Below are 20,080 nucleotides of genomic sequence, written 5' to 3'. Positions count from 1 at the left end.
AGGCGCAGCGGCATCCGCTCCTCCCGTCCGGCTACCGCGGCGCGGGGGCCGTCACGAAGTCGATGAGCTCTTCGACCCTGCCGAGCAGAGCCGGTTCGAGATCGCGATAGGTGTGCACCTTCGACAGGATCCGCTGCCACGCGATGCCCGTGTCCGCCTGCGTCTCGTACGGCCATCCGAACGCGCGGCAGATTCCGGTCTTCCAGTCCGTGCCTCGCGGGATCTCCGGCCACTTCGCGATGCCGAGCGCCCGAGGGGTGACGCACTGCCACACGTCGACGAAAGGGTGCCCCACGATCTTCACGTGACGACCGTGCGGGCCGCGCGAGACGGCGTCGGCGATCCTGGACTCCTTGGAACCCGGCACGAGGTGATCGACGAGCACGCCGTAGCGACGGTCCGCGCTCGGCGGCTCGGCGGCGAGCAGCTCGTCGAGCAGATCGACGCCCTGCAGGAACTCGACGACGACGCCCTCGACGCGGAGGTCGGCGCCCCACACCTTCTCGACGAGCTCGGCATCGTGCTTGCCCTCGACGAGGATGCGGCTGGGCAGCGCCACGCGGGCGCGCTGGTCGGCCACGACGAACGAACCGGATGCCGTGCGCCGGGGTCCCTGCTCCACCGCCTTCGGCACCGTCAGCCGCACAGGGCGCCCCTCGATCAGGAAGCCGCCGCCGAGCGGGAACAGACGCTTGCGCCCCTTCCAGTCCTCGAGCTCCACGGTGCCGCCCTGCACCTTCGTCACCGCGCCGCAGTAGCCGTCGTCGGCGACCTCGACGACCAGATCGAGGTCGGCGGGCACCTCGGGCACCGGCTTCGCCGCGCGCTCGCGCCATCCCGCGGCGAGCACATCCGATCCGTATCTGTCATCCATGCCATCCAGCGTATGTGTCTCCGCTGAGGGCGAACGGCGATCAGCGCCCGAGTGCTGTCGCGTGTCGGCTCGTATGCATAGACTCGACCCATGGGGCACGGCCACCGGTCGGAGGGACAGGCATGAAGACTCGCTGGCTGACGTTCGGTGCGCTGGTGCTCGCCGCCACCGCCGGACTCATCTCGTCTGGAGCCGCGTACGCGACCGATCCGCTGACGCTCGACCAGGGCTACGTCACGGATGCCGCGGGAGTGCTCAGCGCCGACGAGGAGAGCGCGATCGAGGCGCGGCTGCAGACCCTCTCCGAGAACTCGTCGGCCGACCTCTTCGTCGTGCTCGTCGACGACTTCACCTCCCCGTCGGACAACGCGCAATGGGCCGATCGCGTCGCCGAGAACAACAACCTCGGAACCGCGCAGTACCTCCTCGCGATCGCCGTGGAGGGGCGCAGCTACTACATCTCCGCCGCCCCCGGCGGTCCGCTCAGCAACGACAAGCTCGATGACGTCGAAGACAAGATCCAGCCCCTCGCGAGCCAGAACCACTGGGAGGGCGCGATCGTCCTCGCCGCAGACGAGATCCAGGGCGACGGCGGCGCCGGCGCCCTGCGCACCTTCTTCATCGTCCTCGCCGTCATCGCCGCCGCGCTGCTGATCTGGCTCGTGATCTTCCTCGTGCGGCGGTCGCGCCGCGCCGCAGCGATCCGCGAACGCGGAGCGATGCCCGAGAAGCCCGACCCGAACGACCCGTTCTCGACGCTCACCGACGAGCAGGTGCAGACCCAGGCCGGCGCGGCACTCGTCCAGGCCGACGATGCGCTGACCTCGAGCAAGGAGGAGCTGGGATTCGCCGTCGCGCAGTTCGGCGACGGCCCCACGTCCGAGTTCACGGCCGTGATCGACGCCGCGAAGGCGAAGATGTCGGAGGCGTTCGACCTCAAGCAGAAGCTCGACGACGAGATCGAGGACACGGTCTTCGATCGTCGCGCGTGGCACATCCGCATCATCCAGCTCTGCGCCGAGATCGACGCGGTCCTCGACGCCAACACCGATGCGTTCGACGAGCTCCGCAAACTGGAGCAGAACGCTCCCCAGGAGCTCGAGAGAGTGCGCGCAGAGCGCGCGGCGCTGACTCCGGTGCTCGCGGGGGCCGCTCCCGCGCTCGCCTCGCTCGCCGCGGCCTATGATCCGTCGGCGCTGAGCACGGTCGCGGACAACCCGGCGCAGGCTCAGGAGCGCGCTGCGCTGGCCGACCACTCCATCGAGGCCGCCGCCGCGGCCATCGCCGCGGCGAAGACGGGCGATGCCGCGTTCGCGATCCGCACGGCGGAGCAGTCCGTCGCACAGGCGACCCAGCTCGTCCAGGCCATCACCTCGCTCGGCGCCGAGCTCGCATCCATCGAGACGCAGGCCCAGGCTCTCATCACCGAGCTGCAGGGCGACATCGCGACCGCGCAGCAGCTCCCCGACGGCTCCGGCACGATCGCGCAGGCCGCCGCCGCGACGCAGCAGCAGCTGCAGCAGGCCCAGGCGAACCTCACGGGTGCCACGCGCAGCCCTCAGCGGGTTCTGGAGGCCCTCACCGCGGCGAACTCGCAGATCGACGCGGCGATCGCGCAGGGCAGGGAGACCGTCGAGCGCGCGCGCCGCGCACAGCAGATGCTCGAGCAGACCCTCGCGCAGGCCGACTCCCAGATCCGCGCGACCAGGGACTTCATCGAGACGAGGCGCGGCAGCGTCGGCAGCACCGCGCGCACCCGGCTCTCTCAGGCCGAGGCGGAGCTCACTCAGGCGCTGAGCCTGCGCGCGAGCAGTCCGGAGCAGGCCCTCGCCTCCGCGCAGAACGCCGTCGAGCTCGCACGCCAGGCCAGCTCCTCCGCGCAGTCGGATGTCTCGTCGTACGTCGCCGACGACAGCTGGGGCGGCAGTCCCTATGGCGGCTCCCGCTCCGGCGGCTCCGGTCTCGGCGGAGACATCCTCGGCGGCATCATCGGCGGTCTCCTGTCCGGAGGCGGCGGTGGCGGCGGCGGCTCTTCACGGAGCAGCTGGCGATCCAGCGGCAGCGGCGGCTTCCGCAGCTCGGGGTTCGGTGGCGGCGGCGGACGTTCCAGCGGGGGCGGACGCTCCGGACGCTCGGGCGGACGACGCTTCTGAAACTCATAGACGCATAAGTGAAGATCTCGATCAGGACCCTCTGAAAGGAAAACCGCATGACCAAGCAGTCCATCTTCGGACGAATCTCGACGCTCGTCCGCGCGAACATCAACGCGCTCCTCGACTCTGCAGAAGACCCGCAGAAGATGATCGACCAGCTCGTTCGCGATTACACCAACAACATCGCCGACGCCGAGTCCGCGATCGCCGAGACCATCGGCAACCTGCGCCTGCTCGAGCGCGATCACGAGGAAGACGTCCAGTCGGCCACCGAGTGGGGCAACAAGGCTCTGGCCGCGAGCCGCAAGGCCGACGAGATGCGCGCGACCGGAAACGGTGCGGATGCAGACAAGTTCGACAGCCTCGCCAAGATCGCCCTCCAGCGTCAGATCAGCTCGGAGCGCGAGGCCTCTGCGGCCGAGCCGCAGATCGCCGCTCAGACCGAGATCGTCGACAAGCTCAAGACCGGCCTCAACGGCATGAAGGAGAAGCTCGGCGAGCTGAAGAACAAGCGCAGCGAACTGCTCGCCCGCGCCAAGGTCGCCGAGGCGCAGACCAAGGTGCAGGACGCGATCGGCTCGATCAACGTGCTCGACCCCACCAGCGAGCTGGGCCGGTTCGAAGACAAGGTCCGCCGCCAGGAGGCTCTTGCGCAGGGCAAGGCCGAGCTCGCGGCATCCAGCCTCGACGCCCAGTTCGAGAGCCTCGAAGACCTCGGCGAGCTCACCGAGGTCGAGGCGCGCCTCGCCGAGCTGAAGGCGGGCGGCTCCGCCCCCCGCACGGCCATCGAAGGCTCCTGATACACCCGCGGATGCTCCGGACCCTCCCGGTCCGGAGCATCCGCTCCTTCCTCTCTGGAGGCACCCATGGTGCGTTTCCTCGTCGTCCCGCAGTGGCAGGGCTCTCCCGCCGCCCGCGCGATGCTCCTCATCGACGGCGCCACCGCCATCGCGGGTGATCTCCCCCGCGCCGCGACCACCGTGCTCGACGTCCCGGTCGAAGCCGGCGAGTCGCTGGGCACCGGCGTCCGGCGCCTGAGCGCCTTGCTGCGCACCCGCGACCTCGTCCGCGATGCGATGACCCCCGATACGGTCGTCATCGGCGGCGACTGCAGCGTGACCGTCGCCGCCCTGGCGGCACTGCCCGGAGGCACCGACGACCTCGCCGTCGTGTGGTGCGACGCGCACCCCGACATGCACACCCCCGAGACCTCGCCGTCCGGCGCCTTCTCCGGTATGGCGCTGCGCGCCGTGATCGGCGACGGCGAGCCTCAGCTCGCCCTCTCCCCCGGGATCCCGCGCGAGCGCATCGTGGCCGTGGGCCTGCGAAACCTCGACGACTCCGAGGTCGCGGAGACCGATGGCCTGAACATCCTGTCCGCCGACGACCTCGAATCCGCCGACGCGCTGGCCGATGCCGTCCGGGCGACCGGAGCCGCACGGGTCTGGGTGCACATCGACGTCGACGTGCTCGACCCTTCGGAGCTCTCCGGCGTGTCCGAGGCCGCGCCGTTCGGCCTGGCCACGGCCACGCTGAGCGCGGCGATCCGGCGGCTCCGTGAGAGCGTGCCGCTCGCCGGCGCCACCATCTCCGGCTTCGCGCCGCGGACACCAGCCGACGCCGTCGACGACCTCGGCGCGCTGCTGCGGCTCGTCGGCGCGGTCGCGTGATCGACGACTGGCGGCCCGCCGCCGAGGCGGCGCTGGAGCGCGGGCGGCGATTCGATCGACGCATCCCGTCGTTCCTGCTCCGCTCCCCCGTCAGCCGCATCGGCTACTGGTGGGGGACGTCCGTCGGCTGGCTCTGGGGATCCCTGTGGAGCACGGGACCGGTCGAACGCCGCGCAGGGCTCTGGGTGTTCCGCGGGATGCCGAGCTGGACGTTCAATCGCGGCGGGGTGTGCGTCGGCGGCTGCTTCCTCACGGGCGATGACGACCCGAGCGACGCCGTGCTGCGTCACGAAGCCGTGCACAAGGCGCAATGGCTGCGGTACGGCTTCCTGATGCCCGTGCTCTACCTGTTCGCAGGCCGGGACCCGCTGCGCAACCGCTTCGAGATCGAAGCCGGTCTCGAGGACGGCAACTACGTGCGTCGCAGTCCTGCTCGGCGCACCGCAGCGCGCAGCGCAGATCGCTCCCCCGCGTAGGCTCTGCCGCTCGGACGGCAGAGGCCGCTGTGCAGCCCTGGTCAGCAGTCGGGGATCAACGCTCGATCGGAAGCAGACCGAAGCGCTCCGGCGCGTGGATCTGCGTCGGCTCGACGTCGAGCGTCGAGGTCAGGTGCTCGATGATGTCGGCTGTGCCGAGGAATCCGCCGAGCAGGGTGACGTGCGTCTCGAACTCGTCGTCGATGAGCATCTCGTCGGCCCAGGCGCAGGTGGCGCGCGCGAGCGCCTGCCCCGGTGCGCATGCACGACCTGTGCCGGGTGCGCCGCTGCGGTCGCCGCGGGCGAGCCACGTCACGGTCATCCGACCGGGGGCCTCGATCACGCCGATGTCGGAGGCCTGAGGAACCTCGATGAAGATCCGCCCCGATGCGCACAGGGGCAGCGTGGTGAGGAAGACCTCCAGTTCGGCGAGCGAGTTCTCATCCGCCGTCACGAGGTGGTGGGAACGCCGACGAGCCGCGCGGCGCTCTGCGCGCGTGCTGCGAGTGTCGAGGGAGGTGTTCATCGTCCCTCCATCGTATCACCCAGTGAAGGCTTGCCTAACCTTGGTCGGCAGGTTCGACCAGCGCAGCCCGCAGCGCGTCGAGTTCGGCATCCGTCAACCCGTTCGCACGCAGGTAGTCGGCCGCAGACCCCCACCGCTCGTCGACGCGCTCGAGCAGGCGGCGCATGACAGGGGCGGGCGACTGCGTCGCCAGGGCGACCGCATGCACGGCCTCCGGGTGCTGCGAGCGCAGATACGCGGCGATCCGCTGCGAGCGCTCTGGTGGCAGCTGCGATTCCGTGAGCGCGTAGTCGGCGATGATCGCCTCGCGGTCGGCGTCGACGGCGGCGAGCGCGAGAGCGACGGTCACCCCGGTGCGGTCCTTGCCGACGGTGCAGTGCACGAGCGTGGGGTGACCGGCGGCGATGATGCGGACGGCCGCGACCAGCCGTTCGCCGCTCTCCTCGAGCAGGTGGAGGTACAGGCCGTCGAGGCTCGTGTCCGCCTCGAAGAACGATCGCACTGAGCCGAGGAAGAGCGGAAGGTGCGTGGTGTCGGGTCCCGCGATCTCGGTCGGCTCCGCGGCGACCTCCTCGCCGTCGCGCAGATCCACGATGTGACTCACCAGCTCGCCCAGCGCGTCTGCGCCGCGCGGGGTCGCCGTCGACAGCTGTCCTGAGCGCAGCAGCACCCCGGAACGGATCCTCCCGCCGGCCGCGGGCATCCCGCCCACGTCGCGGAGGTTGTTCACGCCTTCGACGTCGATGACCGTCATGCCTGAGCCTGCGGCGTGCGAGGCGGGACCGGGTAGCGGCCGGCGATCACGATGCGATTGAAGGCGTTGATCGAGACGCAGGCCCAGCTGAGGGCCGCGTACTCCTTCTCGGTGAAGACCCCTCCGACGCGGTCGTAGACCTCGTCGGAGATGCCCTCCTCGGAGATGAAGGTGAACGCCTCCGCGAGCTCGAGCGCCGCCTGCTCCCGCTCGCTGAACACGCCGCTCTCGCGCCACGTCGCGATCTGCATGAGCGTGTCGGTGTCGATCCCGGCCTTGAGCGCGCGGTCGACGTGGATGCGCGTGCAGTACCCGCAGCCGTTGAGCTGGGAGCAGTGGATCATCACCAGCTCCTTGAGCCGCTCGTCGATGCCGTTCGCGGCGCAGATGTCGCCGACGGTCCGGGAGAACTCGTCCAGCGCCCGGTACGCGGTCGGCTCGGTCTTGGACAGGTGCACTCGCGTCTCGCTCATGACTCCATGCTATTCGCTGCGAGAGCGACTGCGGCGAGCGGCGATTCCGTCGCCGAATGCAGACTGCTCGATCAAAGCGCAACATGAAGACCGAAATTGCAACACAAGGTCATCTTCTGCTTGTCGATATGCTCCCGAGTTTCCGTGCAGCCCCGAAGCGGGAGCAGAATATGCAGGTGGCGATCGACATCAGCGAGTTCAGCTATCTTCCCGCACAGGCCGAAGCGCTCGGGGTTCCCCTCCCCCGTGTCGAGCGACTCACCCTCTCCCTTCCCGACGGACGCGAGCTCAGCGCCCTCCGCTTCGGCACGGAGTCCCCCCGGGTGACGCTCCTGCACGGCGCCGGCCTCAACGCCCATACCTGGGACACCACGGCTCTCGCCCTCCAGCAGCCTCTCCTCGCCATCGATCTCGCCGGCCACGGCGACTCGTCCTGGCGCGACGACCTCGACTACACGCCACGGCCGCTCGCCGCCGACGTCGCTGCGGCGCTCCAGGCATGGACAGACACCCCTCAGCTCGTCGTCGGCCAGTCGCTCGGCGGCCTCACCGCCGCAGCCCTCGCCGCCGCGCATCCCGAGCTCGTCGCCGCGGTGATCGTCGTGGACATCACACCGGGAATCGACGTCACCGCCGGCCCCGCGGCTCTGCGCGAGTTCTACGCCGGCCCGACCCACTTCGCCACGCGGGACGAGCTCGTCGACAAGGCCATCTCCCTCGGGTTCGGCGGCACGCGTCCCGAGACCGAGCGCGGCGTCTTCCTGAACACACGGGTGCGCTCCGACGGCCGCGTCGAGTGGAAGCACCACTTCGCGCACCTCGCCGCCCAGGCACTGGCCGCGCACGACCCCGGGTCCGCGGCATCCCCGTCCGTCCTGCACGAGACGGGCTGGGACGACCTCGCCGCAGTCACCGCCCCGATCACGCTCGTCAGAGCGACGCGGGGCTTCGTCAGCGAAGCGGATGCCGACGAGTGGGAGCGTCGCGTGCCCGGCGCGCGTGCGATCGCGATCGACGCGACCCACAACGTCCAGGAGACGGCGCCGAAGGAGCTCGCCGAGTTCCTCACCCGCGCTTTGTGACGTTCCGTTCCACAGACGACCCTGACCCACCCGACTGATCCCTAGGCTCGATCCACCGGCACACAGCATCTGCCGCACCGAGAGGAAAATCCATGTTCCGTCGCACCCGACGACTCGCGTTGATCTCCGCGATCGCGGCCACCGCCGTGATCCTCAGCGCCTGCACCGGCACCAGCTCCCCTGAGCCCACCGCCACGGCCACCGGCAAGCCCGACCCCGACGCCACCCTGCAGGTCGGGCTCGTCCTCGAGCCGACCAACCTCGACATCCGCCACACCAGCGGCGCCGCCCTCGAGCAGGTCCTCATCGACAACATCTACGAGGGACTGGTCAGCCGCACGCAGGACAACGAGATCGTCGACCGGCTGGCGTCGAAGCACACGGTCTCGGCTGACGGCCTGACCTACACGTTCACGCTGAACGACGGCATCACGTTCCACAACGGCGCGGCGCTCACCTCCGCCGACGTCGTCGCCTCCTACGAGGCCGTGCGTACGGATGCCACCCTGCAGGGCAACTCCGACTTCGCCTCGGTCGCCTCGATCTCGGCGCCCGACGCCGCCACCGTGCAGATCGTGCTCACCGAGCCGAACCAGAACTTCCTCTTCGCGCTCACCGGCCCCGCAGGGCTCGTGTTCCAGGCCGGCGATGCGACCGACCTCAAGACCGCCGAGAACGGCACGGGTCCGTTCACCCTGACCCGCTGGAGCAAGGGCAGCTCGATCACCTTCGGACGCTACGACGCGTACTGGGGCGAAGCCGCCGGCGTCAAGACCGTCGAGTTCCTCTACATCCCCGACTTCACCGCCGGTGTGAACACCGCTCTCGACGGCGGCGTGCAGGTGCTGACGGCGGTCGACCCCAACCTGGTCTCCCAGTTCGAGGGCACCGACTTCACCCTCACCACCGGTCGCACCACCGACAAGGCGACCCTCGCCTTCAACAACAAGAAGGCGCCGCTCGACGACGTGCGGGTGCGTGAGGCCCTCCGCCTCGCCATCGACCACGAGGCGCTCGTCGAGGCCGTGGGCGCCGGCTCCACCCTGTACGGACCGATCCCGGAGCTCGATCCCGGTTACGAGGACCTCTCCGACGTCATCTCCTACGACCCCGAGAAGGCGAAGGCCCTGCTCAAGGAGGCAGGCCAGGAGAAGCTCGAGCTCACCCTGACGATCCCGAACTTCTACGGAACGACCGTGCCGAAGGTGCTGATCTCCGACTTCGCCAAGGTCGGCGTCACCCTCGACGTGAACTCCGTCGAGTTCCCCGCCTGGCTCGAGGACGTCTACACGAACCACGACTACGACCTCAGCTTCGTGCTGCACGTCGAGCCGCGCGACTTCGGCAACTTCGCGAACCCCGACTACTACTTCGGCTACGACAACACCAAGGTGCAGGAGCTCTACGCCCAGGCGCTGAAGGAGGTCGACGCTGACAAGTCCGCGAAGCTCCTCGAGCAGGCCGCTCGCATCGTGTCCGAGGACCACGCCGCCGACTGGCTCTACAACGGCGCCACCATCACCGCCGTGAGCCCGCAGGTCTCGGGCTTCCCGAAGGACTCGATCAACTCGCGTATCGACCTCAGCGGCGTGACCGTCGCGACCGAGAAGTGACGGCGGCCTCCGCTCCGTGATCCGCTATGCGCTCGTCCGAGGAGCCCTGCTCATCGCAGGGCTCCTCGTGTCGAGCGTGCTCATCTTCCTGACGCTGCGGGTCTTCCCCGGCGACGTCGCCCAGCTCATCGCCGGTACCCAGGCGTCGCCCGCCGAGGTCGAGGCCCTGCGTGAGTCTCTGGGCCTCAACCGCCCGCTGCCGGCCCAGTACGTCGAGTGGATCGGCGGCATCCTCCGCGGCGATCTCGGCACCTCGCTGCTCTCCGGCGCCTCCGTGGGCGAGGAGCTGGCCCTCAAGGCCCAGGTCACGGTCCCCCTCGGCCTCATGGCCCTGTCCATCGCCGTCCTGATCGCGCTGCCGTTCGGCGTGCTCTCCGCGCTGCAGCGCGGCCGTCGCGGCGGCACCGCCCTGAGCGTCGGGGCGCAGGCGCTGGCCGCGGTCCCCGTGGTGTGGGCGGGCATGATGCTCATCGTCGTGTTCTCGGTGTGGCTGGGGTGGCTGCCCCCTCAGGGCTTCCCCCGCACCGGCTGGTCGACCCCCGGCAAGGCGATCGAGTCGCTGCTCCTCCCCGCGCTCACGATCGGCATCGTCGAGGGCGCCATGCTCATGAGGTTCGTCCGCAGCGCCACCCTCCAGGCCGCGGGGCAGGATTTCGTCCGCACCGCGGCAGCCAAGGGGCTCACCCGCACGCGCGCCCTGATCCAGCACGGCATCCCCGCGGTCGGCCTCTCCATCATCACCGTCCTCGGCCTGCAGGTCGCCGGCATCATCGTGGGCTCCGTCGTCATCGAGCAGCTGTTCACCCTCCCCGGGATCGGGCGGATGCTCGTCGCCGACGTCGGCACTCGGGATCTGGTGAAGGTGCAGAGCGAGCTGCTCGTGCTCACCGGCTTCGTGCTGGTCGTCGGCTTCCTCGTCGACCTCGCCCACCGTGCGATCGATCCTCGGCAGCGGGAGGCCGCATGACCCCGCAGTGGCTCCGCAGGCTCTGGAGAACCTCCACGGGACGCTTCGGGCTCGTCGTCGTGGCCGTCGTCGCGCTCCTCGCGCTCGTCTCGCTGTTCTGGACGCCTTTCGACCCCCAGTCCTCGGAGATCAGAGACCGGTGGATGCCACCGGGGTGGCCGCACCTGCTCGGCACGGATGACACGGGGCGGGACATCCTGAGCCTGATCATGGCCGGGGCGCGCACGACGGTGTTCGTGAGCGTCGGCGCCGGACTCGTGGCGACGTTCGTGGGCGTCGCCCTCGCGGCCCTCGGCGCGCTCACCGCGCGCTGGCTCCGCGAGACCGTCGCCGTCTTCGTCGACATCCTCATCGCCTTCCCCGTGCTGCTGATCGCGATGATGATCTCGTCGGTGTGGGGCGGCTCGCTGTGGGTCGTGATCTGGTCGGTGGGCATCGGCTTCGGGGTCAACATCGCCCGCGTCACCCGCCCGGAGCTGCGCCGTGTGCAGCAGAGCGACTTCGTGCTCGCGGCCAGAGCATCCGGGCTCACGACGGGGCAGAACCTCGTACGGCACCTGCTGCCGAACGTCGCTCCCGTGTTCATCGTGCAGCTGTCGTGGTCGATGGCCGTCGCCGTGCTCGCCGAGGCGGGGCTGTCGTATCTCGGCTTCGGCGCCTCCGTCGTCGAGCCGAGCTGGGGCATCCTGCTGTCCGACCTGCAGCGCTACATCGGCGTGCATCCGCTCTCGGTCATCTGGCCGGGTCTCGCGATCACCATCACCGTGCTGGCGCTGAACCTCCTGGGCGACGGGCTCCGCGAGGCCACCGATCCGACGCTGCGTCACCGCGCGGCCGAGGTCCACACCCCGGCGGTGGTCGCATGAGCCTGAGCGTCGACGGCCTCGTCGTCGAGATCGATGGTCGCCGCGTCGTCGACGGCGTGTCCTTCGAGGTCCCCGACGGATCGCGTCTGGGGCTGATCGGCGAATCCGGCTCGGGCAAGTCGCTCACCGCCCTGGCGATCCTCGGTCTGCTCCCCGACGGGGCGACGGCATCGGGCAGCATCCGCTGGAACGGCGTCGAGCTGATCGGGATGCCCGACAGGGACCTCGCACGGCTCCGCGGGGATGAGATCGGCATCGTCTTCCAGGAGCCCCGCACCGCTCTCAACCCCATCCGCACCGTCGGACGGCAGATCGCCGAGTCGATCCGCATCCACGAGCGCATCGGACGTCGCGAGGCCAGGGAGCGTGCGATCGCCGAGGCGGCCCGAGTGCGGCTGCCCGATCCGGAGACGATCGTCGACCGCTATCCGCACCAGCTCTCCGGAGGGCAGCGCCAGCGCGTCGCGATCGCGATGGCCCTCGCCTGCCGACCACGTCTGCTGATCGCCGACGAACCCACCACCGCCCTGGACGTCACCATCCAGGCCGAGATCCTCTCTCTGCTCCTCGACCTCGTCGAGGAGCAGGGCATGTCGTTGGTCTTCATCACGCACGACCTCGCCGTCCTCGCACAGGTCGCCGTCGACGGCGTGGTGCTCGAGCACGGCCGCGTGGTGGAGTCCGCCCCGGTGGCGACCCTGCTCAGCGCACCGCGCTCGCCGATCACGCAGGGGCTGCTGCGCGATGCGACCGCGACGCTCTGGCGACCGGATGGAGCAGCATCGTGAGCCTCATCGAAGCACGCGCGCTCCGCCGCGACTTCGTGGTGCCGAAGAGGTCCGCGTTCGAGCGCACGCGCACCCAGACGGCGCTCCAGCCCACCGACCTCGACGTCGTCGAAGGTTCCTCCGTCGGCATCATCGGGGAGTCCGGGTCCGGCAAGTCCACCCTGATCCGTCTGCTGCTCGGCCTCGATGGCGCCACGTCGGGCACGGTCGCCGTCGACGGACGCGCCGTGGATGCCACGGCGTCCGCCACCTCGCTGCACTGGCTGCGGCGACAGACCGGGCTCGTCTTCCAGGACCCCTACGCCTCCCTCGACCCGCGGATGACCGCAGGGCGCATCATCGGCGAGCCGCTGTGGGCTCTCGGCATCGAGGGCGACCGACGCGCGAGGGTTCGCGAGGTGCTGGAGCAGGTGGGGCTCGAGCCCGACATGGCCAACCGGTACCCGCACGAATTCTCCGGAGGCCAGCGTCAACGCATCGCCCTGGCACGCGCGATCGTCCACCGCCCGCGCATCCTCGTGGGAGACGAGCCGCTGTCGGCGCTGGACGTGACCGTGCGCGCGCAGATCCTCGAGCTCCTCGTCGAGCTCCGGCGCACGACGTCGCTGACGCTCATCACGGTCTCGCACGACATCGGGGTCGTGCAGAACCTGTGCGACACGGTCGTCGTCATGAAGGACGGAGCGGTCGTCGAGCGCGGCACCACGGCGGAGGTGCTGCTGTCGCCGACGCAGGAGTACACCAGGACCCTGCTGGCGGCCATACCGGTGATCCCGCACCCCGACCGCTGACCCGCGCTGCGCCGCTCAGCGTCCGAACAGACGCCGTCGCCCCGTCGGCGTGAGCGCCTTCTTCATGTACACCGTGCCCAGCTCGCGCCCGAACTTGTGGCCGACCCGTCCCATCCGTCCGGCTTCGACGAAGCCGAGCTTCGCGTGCAGCCTGATCGACGCCTCCGCCTTGCTGTCGCTGATCACGGCGACCATCTCACGGATGCCGAGCTGCTGGCAGGCGTCGATCAGCGCCTGCAGGAGCACACCCCCGAGTCCTTTGCCGCCCGCCCCGGGGCCGAGGTAGATCGAGTCCTCGACGGTGTAGCGGTAGGCGTTCTTGCCCGCCCACGGCTGAGCGAGGGCGTACCCGAGGACCACACCCGACGGCGACACCGCGACGAGGAAGGGCAGCCCGAGCCTCGTCAGCATGGCGAACTTCTCGCGCCAGTACGGGATGGAGCTGCGCCGCTCGTCGAGGGTGACGACCGAGTTGCTCACGAAGTGGTTGTAGATCTCCCTGACGTGCGGGAGATCGGAGGCGCGTGCGGGGCGGATCGAGTACGAGAACACCTCGGGGGCCGGAGTCGGACGCAGGTGGCGCGGCAGAACACGTCGGCGGTCACCCGGTTCGAACTGCATGCGCTCAGCCTAGAGGCTGCTCTCCGTCGACGCGCCAGTCGACGGCATCCGCCCCCTGCTCCTCCAGCAGGGCGTTCGCGCGGGAGAACGGGCGGGAGCCGAAGAAGCCCCGGCTCGCCGACAGCGGAGACGGGTGCGCCGACGCGATCACCGGCGTGCTGCCGAGGAGCGGCTGCAGGTTCGCGGCATCCCGTCCCCAGAGGATCGCGACGAGCGGGCGGTCCCTGGCGACGAGAGCGCGGATGGCGAGCTCGGTGACCTTCTCCCAGCCCCAGCCCCGATGGGATGCGGCGAGGCCCGGTCGCACGGTGAGCACCCTGTTCAGCAGCAGCACGCCCTGATCGCTCCAGGCCGTGAGGTCGCCGTGCGGGGCCGGGGGGATGCCGAGGTCGCTCTCGCGCTCCTTGTAGATGTTGCCGAGGCTCCTGGGCAGCGGACGGACGTCCCGGTCGACCGCGAAGGAGAGCCCGATGGGATGCCCGGGGGTCGGGTAGGGGTCCTGACCCGTGATGAGCACGCGCACCTCGCTGAGCGGGCGGCGGAAGGCGCGCAGCACGTTCGCCCCCGCGGGGAGGTATCCGTGGCCGGCGGCCTGCTCCGCGCGCAGCCGCTCCCCCAGCTCCGTGATCACGTCCTGCGCGGGCGACAGCGCCTCGGCCCAGCCGGGATCGATCTCACCGTCGGCGGCGAGCTGCGCGAGGGTCCGCGCCGGCATCAGTCGTCCGTGCGCACGCGCAGCGGGCCGCGCGCGAGCAGGTGGTTCGCAGACTGGGCCACGGGGCGCATCGTGATGAGGTCGAGGTTGACGTGCCCAGGAGCATCGAGCGCGTAGGCGATCACGTCGGCGACGTCGCTCGCGGCGAGCGGCGAGACGACTCCGGAGTAGACGGCCTCCGCGGCGACGGCGTCACCGCCGAGACGGTTCAGCGCGAACTCCTCGGTCTGCACCATGCCCGGCGCCACCTCAGAGACGCGGATCGGCTCGCCGTTCAGCTCCAGGCGCAGCGCGTGCACCAGCATCGCCTCCGCTGCCTTCGCGGCGTTGTAGCCACCTCCGCCGGCGTAGGCGAGCTGCGCCGCCGTCGACGTGACGAACACCGTGTCGGCGTGCCCGTCGACCGCGGCGGCTCGCCGCAGGAGCGGCAGCAGGCCCTTGACCAGGCGCTGCGTGGACAGCACGTTCGCGTCGTACATCCACTGCCAGTCCTCGGTCGAGGCGTCCTCGATGCGGTCGGTGCCCCTGGCGCCGCCCGCGACCTGCACGAGGGCATGCACGGGGCCGCTCGCCTCGACATCCGCGACGAGCGCGGCCACGGCATCCGGATCGGTGAGGTCGCACGGGATCACCTGCGCACCGGTCTCCGCGGCGAGCGCCGCCAGCCGGTCGGCGCGTCGCGCCACGCCGACGACCTCCCAGCCCCGGGCGCGGAGCACACGCACCGTCGCCTCGCCGATCCCCGAACTCGCACCCGTCACCACTGCACGTCTGCCTGTCATGCCTCCACCGTATCCGGGACGCGCGGATCGTGCGGCAGGACCCTCAGACCGTGTCTCCCTGCCGTCACTGCGCGTCGGGAGCGGGAGCCGCTCCCCTGCCCTCGTCGACCGCCGCGGCGATCTGACGCAGTTCGACGATCATCGCCAGCTGACGGCGATTGATCTCGAGGAGCGCTTCGATGTCGGCTTTCGCGGCGAGGTTGGTGGTGAAGTCGTGCTGCGCGAGCGCCGCGGCGATCGCATCCTGCCGCTTGGCCGCGATGAGCAGGATCGCCCCCTGCAGGCCGGCGAGCATGCTCAGGAACAGGTTGAGCAGGATGAAGGGGTAGGGATCCCACGCGAGGCCGTGCAGCGAGTTCAGCACCCACCACACCGCCATCACGAGGACGAAGGCGCCGACGAAGCCCCAGCTCCCCATCGCCCTTCTCATTCCGTCTGCGGCTCGCTCTCCGAACGTCAGCTCCGTCGAGGCCGCCTGATGCCAGGTCATCGACGGCGTCGGGCGGGCGCTGATCGCGGGCAGGTCGCCGAGCGTCTCTGCGATATCGGTCATGGACGTCAGTCTGCACCCGAGGGCCACCGGGGTGTTACGTCACATTTCCCCGTCCTTGTTGACAATGGCCGATATTCCGTACTGTCTCAGCAACGGCATTCGCCACAGACCTCTTCAACAGTTCCAGGGGGAACACATGTCCGCACCCGAGACCTGGCGTTTCGAGACCAAGCAGATCCACTCCGGCGCCGCACCCGACCCCGTCACCAAGGCCCGGGCCACGCCGATCTACCAGACCACGTCCTACGTGTTCGACAGCGCGGACCACGCAGCCAACCTCTTCGCCCTGGCCGAGTTCGGCAACATCTACACCCGCATCCAGAACCCGACCCAGGACGTCCTGGAGCAGCGCCTCGCGGCCCTCGAAGGGGGCACCGGCGCCCTCGTGCTCTCCAGCGGCCAGGCGGCGTCGACCTTCGCCATCCTGAACATCGCCGAGGCCGGCGACCACTTCGTCGCCTCCAGCTCGATCTACGGCGGCACCTACAACCTCTTCAAGTACACGCTCGCCAAGCTCGGCATCGAGGTCACCTTCGTCGAGAACCAGGACGACCCCGAGGAGTGGCGTCGCGCCGTCCGCCCGAACACCAAGCTGTTCTTCGCGGAGACGATCGGCAACCCGCAGATCAACATCCTCGACATCCGCGCCGTCGCCGACATCGCGCACGAGAGCGGAGTGCCGCTCATCGTCGACAACACGATCGCCACGCCGTACCTGATCCGCCCGTTCGAGCACGGTGCGGACATCGTCATCCACTCGGTGACGAAGTTCCTCGGCGGCCACGGCACCACCATCGGCGGCGTCATCGTCGACGGCGGCAAGTTCGAGTGGTCGAAGAACGTCGAGAAGTTCCCCGGCCTCACGGTTCCCGACCCCTCGTACCACGGCGCGAGCTACACGGCCGCGGTCGGCGACGCCCTCGCCTACATCATCAAGGCCCGCGTGCAGCTGCTCCGCGACCTCGGCTCGGCCATCGCCCCGCAGAGCGCCTGGAACCTCATCCAGGGCGTCGAGACGCTGTCGCTGCGCATCGAGCGCCACGTGCAGAACGCACAGGAGATCGCCGAGTGGCTCGACAACCGCGATGACGTCGCGACCGTCAACTACTCTGGGCTGCCGTCGTCGCCCTGGTACGCCAAGGCGAACGAGTACGCCCCCAAGGGCGTCGGCGCCGTGCTCTCCTTCGAGCTGAAGGGCGGCGTGGAGGCCGGTCGCGAGTTCGTGAACAGCCTGTCCCTGTTCAGCCACCTCGCCAACATCGGCGACGTGCGCTCGCTCGTCATCCACCCCGCATCGACCACGCACGCGCAGCTCACCCCCGAGCAGCAGCTCACCGCTGGCGTCACGCCGGGTCTTGTGCGCCTGTCCGTCGGCATCGAGAACATCGACGATCTGAAGGCCGATCTCGACCAGGCCCTCGCCGCGGCTCGCCGCGTGTCGGAGGCTGCACGCGCCTGATCGCCTCCACAGACGCAGAGATGCCCCGGGTTTCGGCTCGGGGCATCTCTGCGTGCGGCCGCGCCGACCTCTGCTCGGCAGGCGCACAGGCGGGGCCCACGAGAATGGAAGACCCCGCCCTGCCGTGAGGAGCACATGATCGACGCCGACACCCGGACCGCCGTGGTCCGGAGACCCCGGACGCGGGCCGCACGGACCCTCGCCGTCGCCGGCTTCGTCCTGCTCGTCGCCGTCGTGTGCACATGGATTCCCGGGCCGATCGGCACGGCCGGAGCCGCAGCGCTGCCGTGGCTCGGCGCGGCGCTGCTCGTCGTGGCGGTGCTGGCGCTGCTGCTCGCCCGCCGCGTGCTCCTCGTCCTGCTCGTCCCCGTCGTCGTCTGGGCCATGGCGATGGCGCCCGCCCTTCCCTCCTTCGGGGCCGCCGGCACTCCCGCCCTCACGATCGTGAGCCAGAACGTCCGTGCGCACTCCGGCGGCGCGGCGGCATCCGCCGACGAGCTCGCCGACACCGGCGCCGACGTGATCGCGCTGGTCGAGCTCGACGGCGACAGCCTCGCCGTCGCCGAGGGCGCGCTCGCCGAACGCTATCCGCACTCCTACGCGGTGGGCACCGTGGGGATCTGGAGCAGGTATCCGCTCGCGGATGCCGAGCCCCTCACCCTCGGTCTCGGATGGAAGCGGGCGATCAGGGTCACAGTCGAGGCTCCGGATGCCCCCACCGAGGTCTACGTGCTGCACGCGGCATCCGTGCGACCGGGGCATCAGGACGCCCGCGACACCATGCTGTCGGGGCTGGCGGCGACCGTCGCCGCGGACCCGGCGGAATCTCTCGTCGTCGTCGGCGACTTCAACGCGGCGTCGACGGATCCCGCGCTGAACCCCCTGCGCGGAGAGCTGGACTGGGTGCGCCCCACCGATGCGAGCCTGGGGCTGACCTGGCCCGCCGCCTTCCCCCTCACCCGCATCGATCAGGTCTTCACCCGGGGGCTGAGCACGATCTCGTCCACGACACTCCCGGCGGGCAACAGCGATCACCTCGCGACGAAGACCGTTCTCGGCCGATAGCCGCGACTCTTCCGCGTAACCTTCGCCGCGGGGCCCGCCGCCCGGGCGAGAATGGAACCATGGACTGGCAGACGACCTCTGAGGACACGGTGCCGTCGGCGCCGGTGACGGAGGCCGACGTCCGCCTTCTGCGCGCGCGCCCCCCGGCGACCGGGGCCTGGCGCGACGGCGACGCGATCGGCGGACGCAGGTTCGCGTCCTTCGGCGCGTTCGGCACGGAGAGCGGCGTGGAGCTGCCCGGCATCCGACTCGCCTTCGAGACCTGGGGCGAGCTGAACGCCGCGCGCAGCAACGCGATCCTCGTGCTGCACGCCCTCACCGGAGACAGCCACCTCCGCGGCGACGCGGGGGCAGGGCATCCGACCGCCGGCTGGTGGGAGGACATCGTCGGTCCCGGCGCTGCCCTCGACACCGACGAGTGGTTCGTGATCGCTCCCAACATGCTCGGCGGGTGCCAGGGCTCGACGGGCCCGGCGAGCATCGCCCCCGACGGCTACGAGTGGGCCTCGCGGTTCCCGTACCTCACGATCCGCGACCAGGTGGCGGCGCAGGTGCGCCTCGCCGACGCGTTCGGCATCGACACCTGGGCCGCGGTCATCGGCGGCTCGATGGGCGGGATGCACGCGCTCGAATGGGCGATCTCCCACCCCGAGCGCGTCGATCGCCTCGCCGTGCTCTCGTCCCCTCCGGTCACCACGGCCGACCAGATCGCCCTGAACACGGTCCAGCTCGAGACCGTGCGGATGGATCCGCGGTTCCAGGGCGGCGAGTACTACGACCTCGCAGACGGCGACGGACCGCACAGGGGGCTCGCCCTCGCGCGTCGCATGGCTCTGCTGAACTACCGCAGCCCGATCGAGCTCAATCAGCGCTTCCAGCGCTCGTGGCAGTCCGATGTGTCGCCGCTCGGCCACGGCGGACGTTTCGCCGTGGAGTCGTACCTCGACTTCCACGGCAACAAGTTCACGCGCCGCTTCGACGCGAACAGCTACATCACTCTCGTCGAGGCCATGAACTCGCACGACGTCGGTCGCGACCGCGGCGGCGTCGAGGAGGCGCTCCGCACGGTCACCGCGACGACGCTCGTCCTCGGGATCGACAGCGACCGGCTGTTCCCCGTCGACGGGCAGCATCGCATCGCGCGCAGCATCCCGAACACGCTCGACGGGAACGACGCCGTCGTGCTCACCAGCGACTTCGGCCACGATGGCTTCCTCATCGAGACGGATGCCGTCGGCCGCCACCTACGCCGGCTGCTCGGCAGCTAGGGTCCAGGGCAGCGTCCTGGTCTCGAGGGCGAGCCCGTCCCACCGGAACGCCGACCCCTCGATCCGGGTGCGGTAGAACGCGACCTCCGCGGTCGTGATCGCCTCCGCGGCTCGTGCGAACCCGAGCAGACCGTGGAGCGTCATCCACGTCGGAGGGAACAGGGACAACTCCCCCGCGCCGTGCCGCGCGAGCGCGTCCGCAGGTCGCACCCAGGCCACGTCTGCGACCTCGGCGGCAGAGGGCCGCACCGCGCCGTCGAGGGACGTTGCCAGGAAGAACCAGGTGCGGAAGCGCTTCGGGGCCTCGGCGGGCGGCGTCCAGCACGACAGCACCGTCAGATCGTCGATGACGACCCCGACCTCCTCGAACGCCTCGCGGGCGGCCGCCCTGCGCGCGTCCTCCTGCTCCGCCGCGCCGGGTGCCCGATCGGATGCCTCGACCGCCCCACCGGGGAACACCCACGCACCGGCGAACGAGCCGCGGTCAGGGCGGCGCATGAGCAGCGTCTCCGGACCGGCATCGGTGTCGCGCAGCAGCACGACGGTGCCGGCGACGGGAAGGTCTTCGGGGGCGTCCACCCCCA

22 protein-coding genes are annotated in these 20,080 nt (G+C 70.3%); 13 read left to right on the top strand and 9 right to left on the bottom strand.

Annotation, left to right across the window (positions count from 1 at the left end):
• Positions 1–31: 31 nt before the first annotated feature.
• Entirely contained in the window at positions 32–874 is an 843-nt protein-coding gene (locus tag ACFY5A_RS12320) for a DUF3097 domain-containing protein (protein ID WP_341942466.1), read from the bottom strand.
• Positions 875–996: 122 nt separating this feature from the next.
• Here ACFY5A_RS12320 and ACFY5A_RS12315 point away from each other — a divergent pair, with 122 nt between their 5' ends.
• The 4 genes from ACFY5A_RS12315 to ACFY5A_RS12300 all read left to right on the top strand — a co-directional run bounded on the left by ACFY5A_RS12315 (position 997) and on the right by ACFY5A_RS12300 (position 5,173).
• Positions 997–3,027 (top strand): TPM domain-containing protein, encoded by a 2,031-nt coding sequence (locus tag ACFY5A_RS12315; protein WP_387234361.1) that lies wholly within the window; start codon positions 997–999, stop codon positions 3,025–3,027.
• A gap of 56 nt (positions 3,028–3,083) precedes the next feature.
• A complete protein-coding gene (locus ACFY5A_RS12310; RefSeq protein WP_341942468.1) occupies positions 3,084–3,827 on the top strand; it encodes a PspA/IM30 family protein in 744 nt (247 codons plus the stop codon).
• Positions 3,828–3,893: 66 nt separating this feature from the next.
• Positions 3,894–4,697: an arginase family protein gene (locus tag ACFY5A_RS12305; RefSeq protein ID WP_387234358.1), complete on the top strand. Its 804-nt coding sequence runs from the start codon at positions 3,894–3,896 to the stop codon at positions 4,695–4,697.
• Positions 4,694–5,173, top strand: a complete 480-nt coding sequence (locus ACFY5A_RS12300; RefSeq protein ID WP_341942470.1) for a Fe-S oxidoreductase — start codon at positions 4,694–4,696, stop codon at positions 5,171–5,173. Before ACFY5A_RS12305 ends, ACFY5A_RS12300 begins: the two co-directional genes overlap by 4 nt.
• A gap of 55 nt (positions 5,174–5,228) precedes the next feature.
• Here ACFY5A_RS12300 and ACFY5A_RS12295 read toward each other — a convergent pair whose 3' ends face one another.
• From ACFY5A_RS12295 to ACFY5A_RS12285, 3 genes are read right to left on the bottom strand one after another with little or no spacing between them, the layout of a single operon-like run.
• On the bottom strand, positions 5,229–5,699 hold the full coding sequence (locus ACFY5A_RS12295) for an SIP domain-containing protein (protein ID WP_105676538.1): 471 nt from the start codon (positions 5,697–5,699) through the stop codon (positions 5,229–5,231).
• Between the two features lie 34 nt (positions 5,700–5,733).
• Positions 5,734–6,453 carry a tyrosine-protein phosphatase gene (locus tag ACFY5A_RS12290; RefSeq protein ID WP_387234353.1) on the bottom strand — a complete coding sequence of 240 codons (720 nt, stop codon included), beginning with the start codon at positions 6,451–6,453 and terminating at the stop codon, positions 5,734–5,736.
• A complete protein-coding gene (locus ACFY5A_RS12285; RefSeq protein WP_341942472.1) occupies positions 6,450–6,926 on the bottom strand; it encodes a carboxymuconolactone decarboxylase family protein in 477 nt (158 codons plus the stop codon). The genes ACFY5A_RS12290 and ACFY5A_RS12285 overlap by 4 nt, the downstream gene beginning before the upstream one ends.
• Before the next feature lie 170 nt (positions 6,927–7,096).
• Here ACFY5A_RS12285 and ACFY5A_RS12280 point away from each other — a divergent pair, with 170 nt between their 5' ends.
• The 6 genes from ACFY5A_RS12280 to ACFY5A_RS12255 all read left to right on the top strand — a co-directional run bounded on the left by ACFY5A_RS12280 (position 7,097) and on the right by ACFY5A_RS12255 (position 13,033).
• Entirely contained in the window at positions 7,097–8,008 is a 912-nt protein-coding gene (locus ACFY5A_RS12280; RefSeq protein ID WP_341942473.1) for an alpha/beta hydrolase, read from the top strand.
• A gap of 92 nt (positions 8,009–8,100) precedes the next feature.
• Positions 8,101–9,621, top strand: coding sequence for an ABC transporter substrate-binding protein (locus tag ACFY5A_RS12275; protein WP_341942474.1), 1,521 nt, complete (start codon positions 8,101–8,103; stop codon positions 9,619–9,621).
• 16 nt (positions 9,622–9,637) lie between these two features.
• Positions 9,638–10,588, top strand: a complete 951-nt coding sequence (locus ACFY5A_RS12270) for an ABC transporter permease (protein ID WP_105676531.1) — start codon at positions 9,638–9,640, stop codon at positions 10,586–10,588.
• Positions 10,585–11,454, top strand: coding sequence for an ABC transporter permease (locus ACFY5A_RS12265; protein WP_387234348.1), 870 nt, complete (start codon positions 10,585–10,587; stop codon positions 11,452–11,454). Before ACFY5A_RS12270 ends, ACFY5A_RS12265 begins: the two co-directional genes overlap by 4 nt.
• Entirely contained in the window at positions 11,451–12,242 is a 792-nt protein-coding gene (locus ACFY5A_RS12260; protein WP_105676528.1) for an ABC transporter ATP-binding protein, read from the top strand. Before ACFY5A_RS12265 ends, ACFY5A_RS12260 begins: the two co-directional genes overlap by 4 nt.
• Positions 12,239–13,033 carry an ABC transporter ATP-binding protein gene (locus ACFY5A_RS12255; protein ID WP_387234345.1) on the top strand — a complete coding sequence of 265 codons (795 nt, stop codon included), beginning with the start codon at positions 12,239–12,241 and terminating at the stop codon, positions 13,031–13,033. The genes ACFY5A_RS12260 and ACFY5A_RS12255 overlap by 4 nt, the downstream gene beginning before the upstream one ends.
• A 15-nt stretch (positions 13,034–13,048) precedes the next feature.
• Here ACFY5A_RS12255 and ACFY5A_RS12250 read toward each other — a convergent pair whose 3' ends face one another.
• From ACFY5A_RS12250 to ACFY5A_RS12235, 4 genes are all read right to left on the bottom strand, one after another.
• Positions 13,049–13,654: a GNAT family N-acetyltransferase gene (locus ACFY5A_RS12250; protein WP_387234342.1), complete on the bottom strand. Its 606-nt coding sequence runs from the start codon at positions 13,652–13,654 to the stop codon at positions 13,049–13,051.
• A 4-nt stretch (positions 13,655–13,658) separates the two neighbouring features.
• Positions 13,659–14,369 carry a uracil-DNA glycosylase gene (locus ACFY5A_RS12245; RefSeq protein ID WP_341942478.1) on the bottom strand — a complete coding sequence of 237 codons (711 nt, stop codon included), beginning with the start codon at positions 14,367–14,369 and terminating at the stop codon, positions 13,659–13,661.
• Complete coding sequence (locus ACFY5A_RS12240; RefSeq protein ID WP_387234339.1) at positions 14,369–15,151, bottom strand: SDR family oxidoreductase; 783 nt, start codon at positions 15,149–15,151, stop codon at positions 14,369–14,371. Before ACFY5A_RS12240 ends, ACFY5A_RS12245 begins: the two co-directional genes overlap by 1 nt.
• A 64-nt stretch (positions 15,152–15,215) precedes the next feature.
• Positions 15,216–15,704: a DUF1003 domain-containing protein gene (locus ACFY5A_RS12235; RefSeq protein ID WP_341942480.1), complete on the bottom strand. Its 489-nt coding sequence runs from the start codon at positions 15,702–15,704 to the stop codon at positions 15,216–15,218.
• A gap of 136 nt (positions 15,705–15,840) precedes the next feature.
• Between ACFY5A_RS12235 and ACFY5A_RS12230 the strand changes: the two genes are divergently transcribed.
• The 3 genes from ACFY5A_RS12230 (at position 15,841) to ACFY5A_RS12220 (ending at position 19,496) form a co-directional block, all read left to right on the top strand.
• Entirely contained in the window at positions 15,841–17,163 is a 1,323-nt protein-coding gene (locus ACFY5A_RS12230) for a bifunctional o-acetylhomoserine/o-acetylserine sulfhydrylase (protein WP_105676523.1), read from the top strand.
• 135 nt (positions 17,164–17,298) lie between these two features.
• Positions 17,299–18,228, top strand: a complete 930-nt coding sequence (locus ACFY5A_RS12225; RefSeq protein ID WP_387234335.1) for an endonuclease/exonuclease/phosphatase family protein — start codon at positions 17,299–17,301, stop codon at positions 18,226–18,228.
• A gap of 59 nt (positions 18,229–18,287) precedes the next feature.
• On the top strand, positions 18,288–19,496 hold the full coding sequence (locus ACFY5A_RS12220; RefSeq protein ID WP_341942482.1) for a homoserine O-acetyltransferase: 1,209 nt from the start codon (positions 18,288–18,290) through the stop codon (positions 19,494–19,496).
• Here ACFY5A_RS12220 and ACFY5A_RS12215 read toward each other — a convergent pair.
• Complete coding sequence (locus ACFY5A_RS12215) at positions 19,473–20,075, bottom strand: NUDIX domain-containing protein (protein WP_387234332.1); 603 nt, start codon at positions 20,073–20,075, stop codon at positions 19,473–19,475. The genes ACFY5A_RS12220 and ACFY5A_RS12215 overlap by 24 nt on opposite strands.
• Positions 20,076–20,080 lie beyond the last annotated feature (5 nt).

This window comes from Microbacterium sp. NPDC012755, assembly GCF_042901325.1.
In the GTDB taxonomy this organism is placed as follows: domain Bacteria; phylum Actinomycetota; class Actinomycetes; order Actinomycetales; family Microbacteriaceae; genus Microbacterium; species Microbacterium natoriense.
The sequence above is the reverse complement of the archived record's forward strand: the minus strand, read 5'-3'. Positions and strand labels throughout refer to the sequence as shown.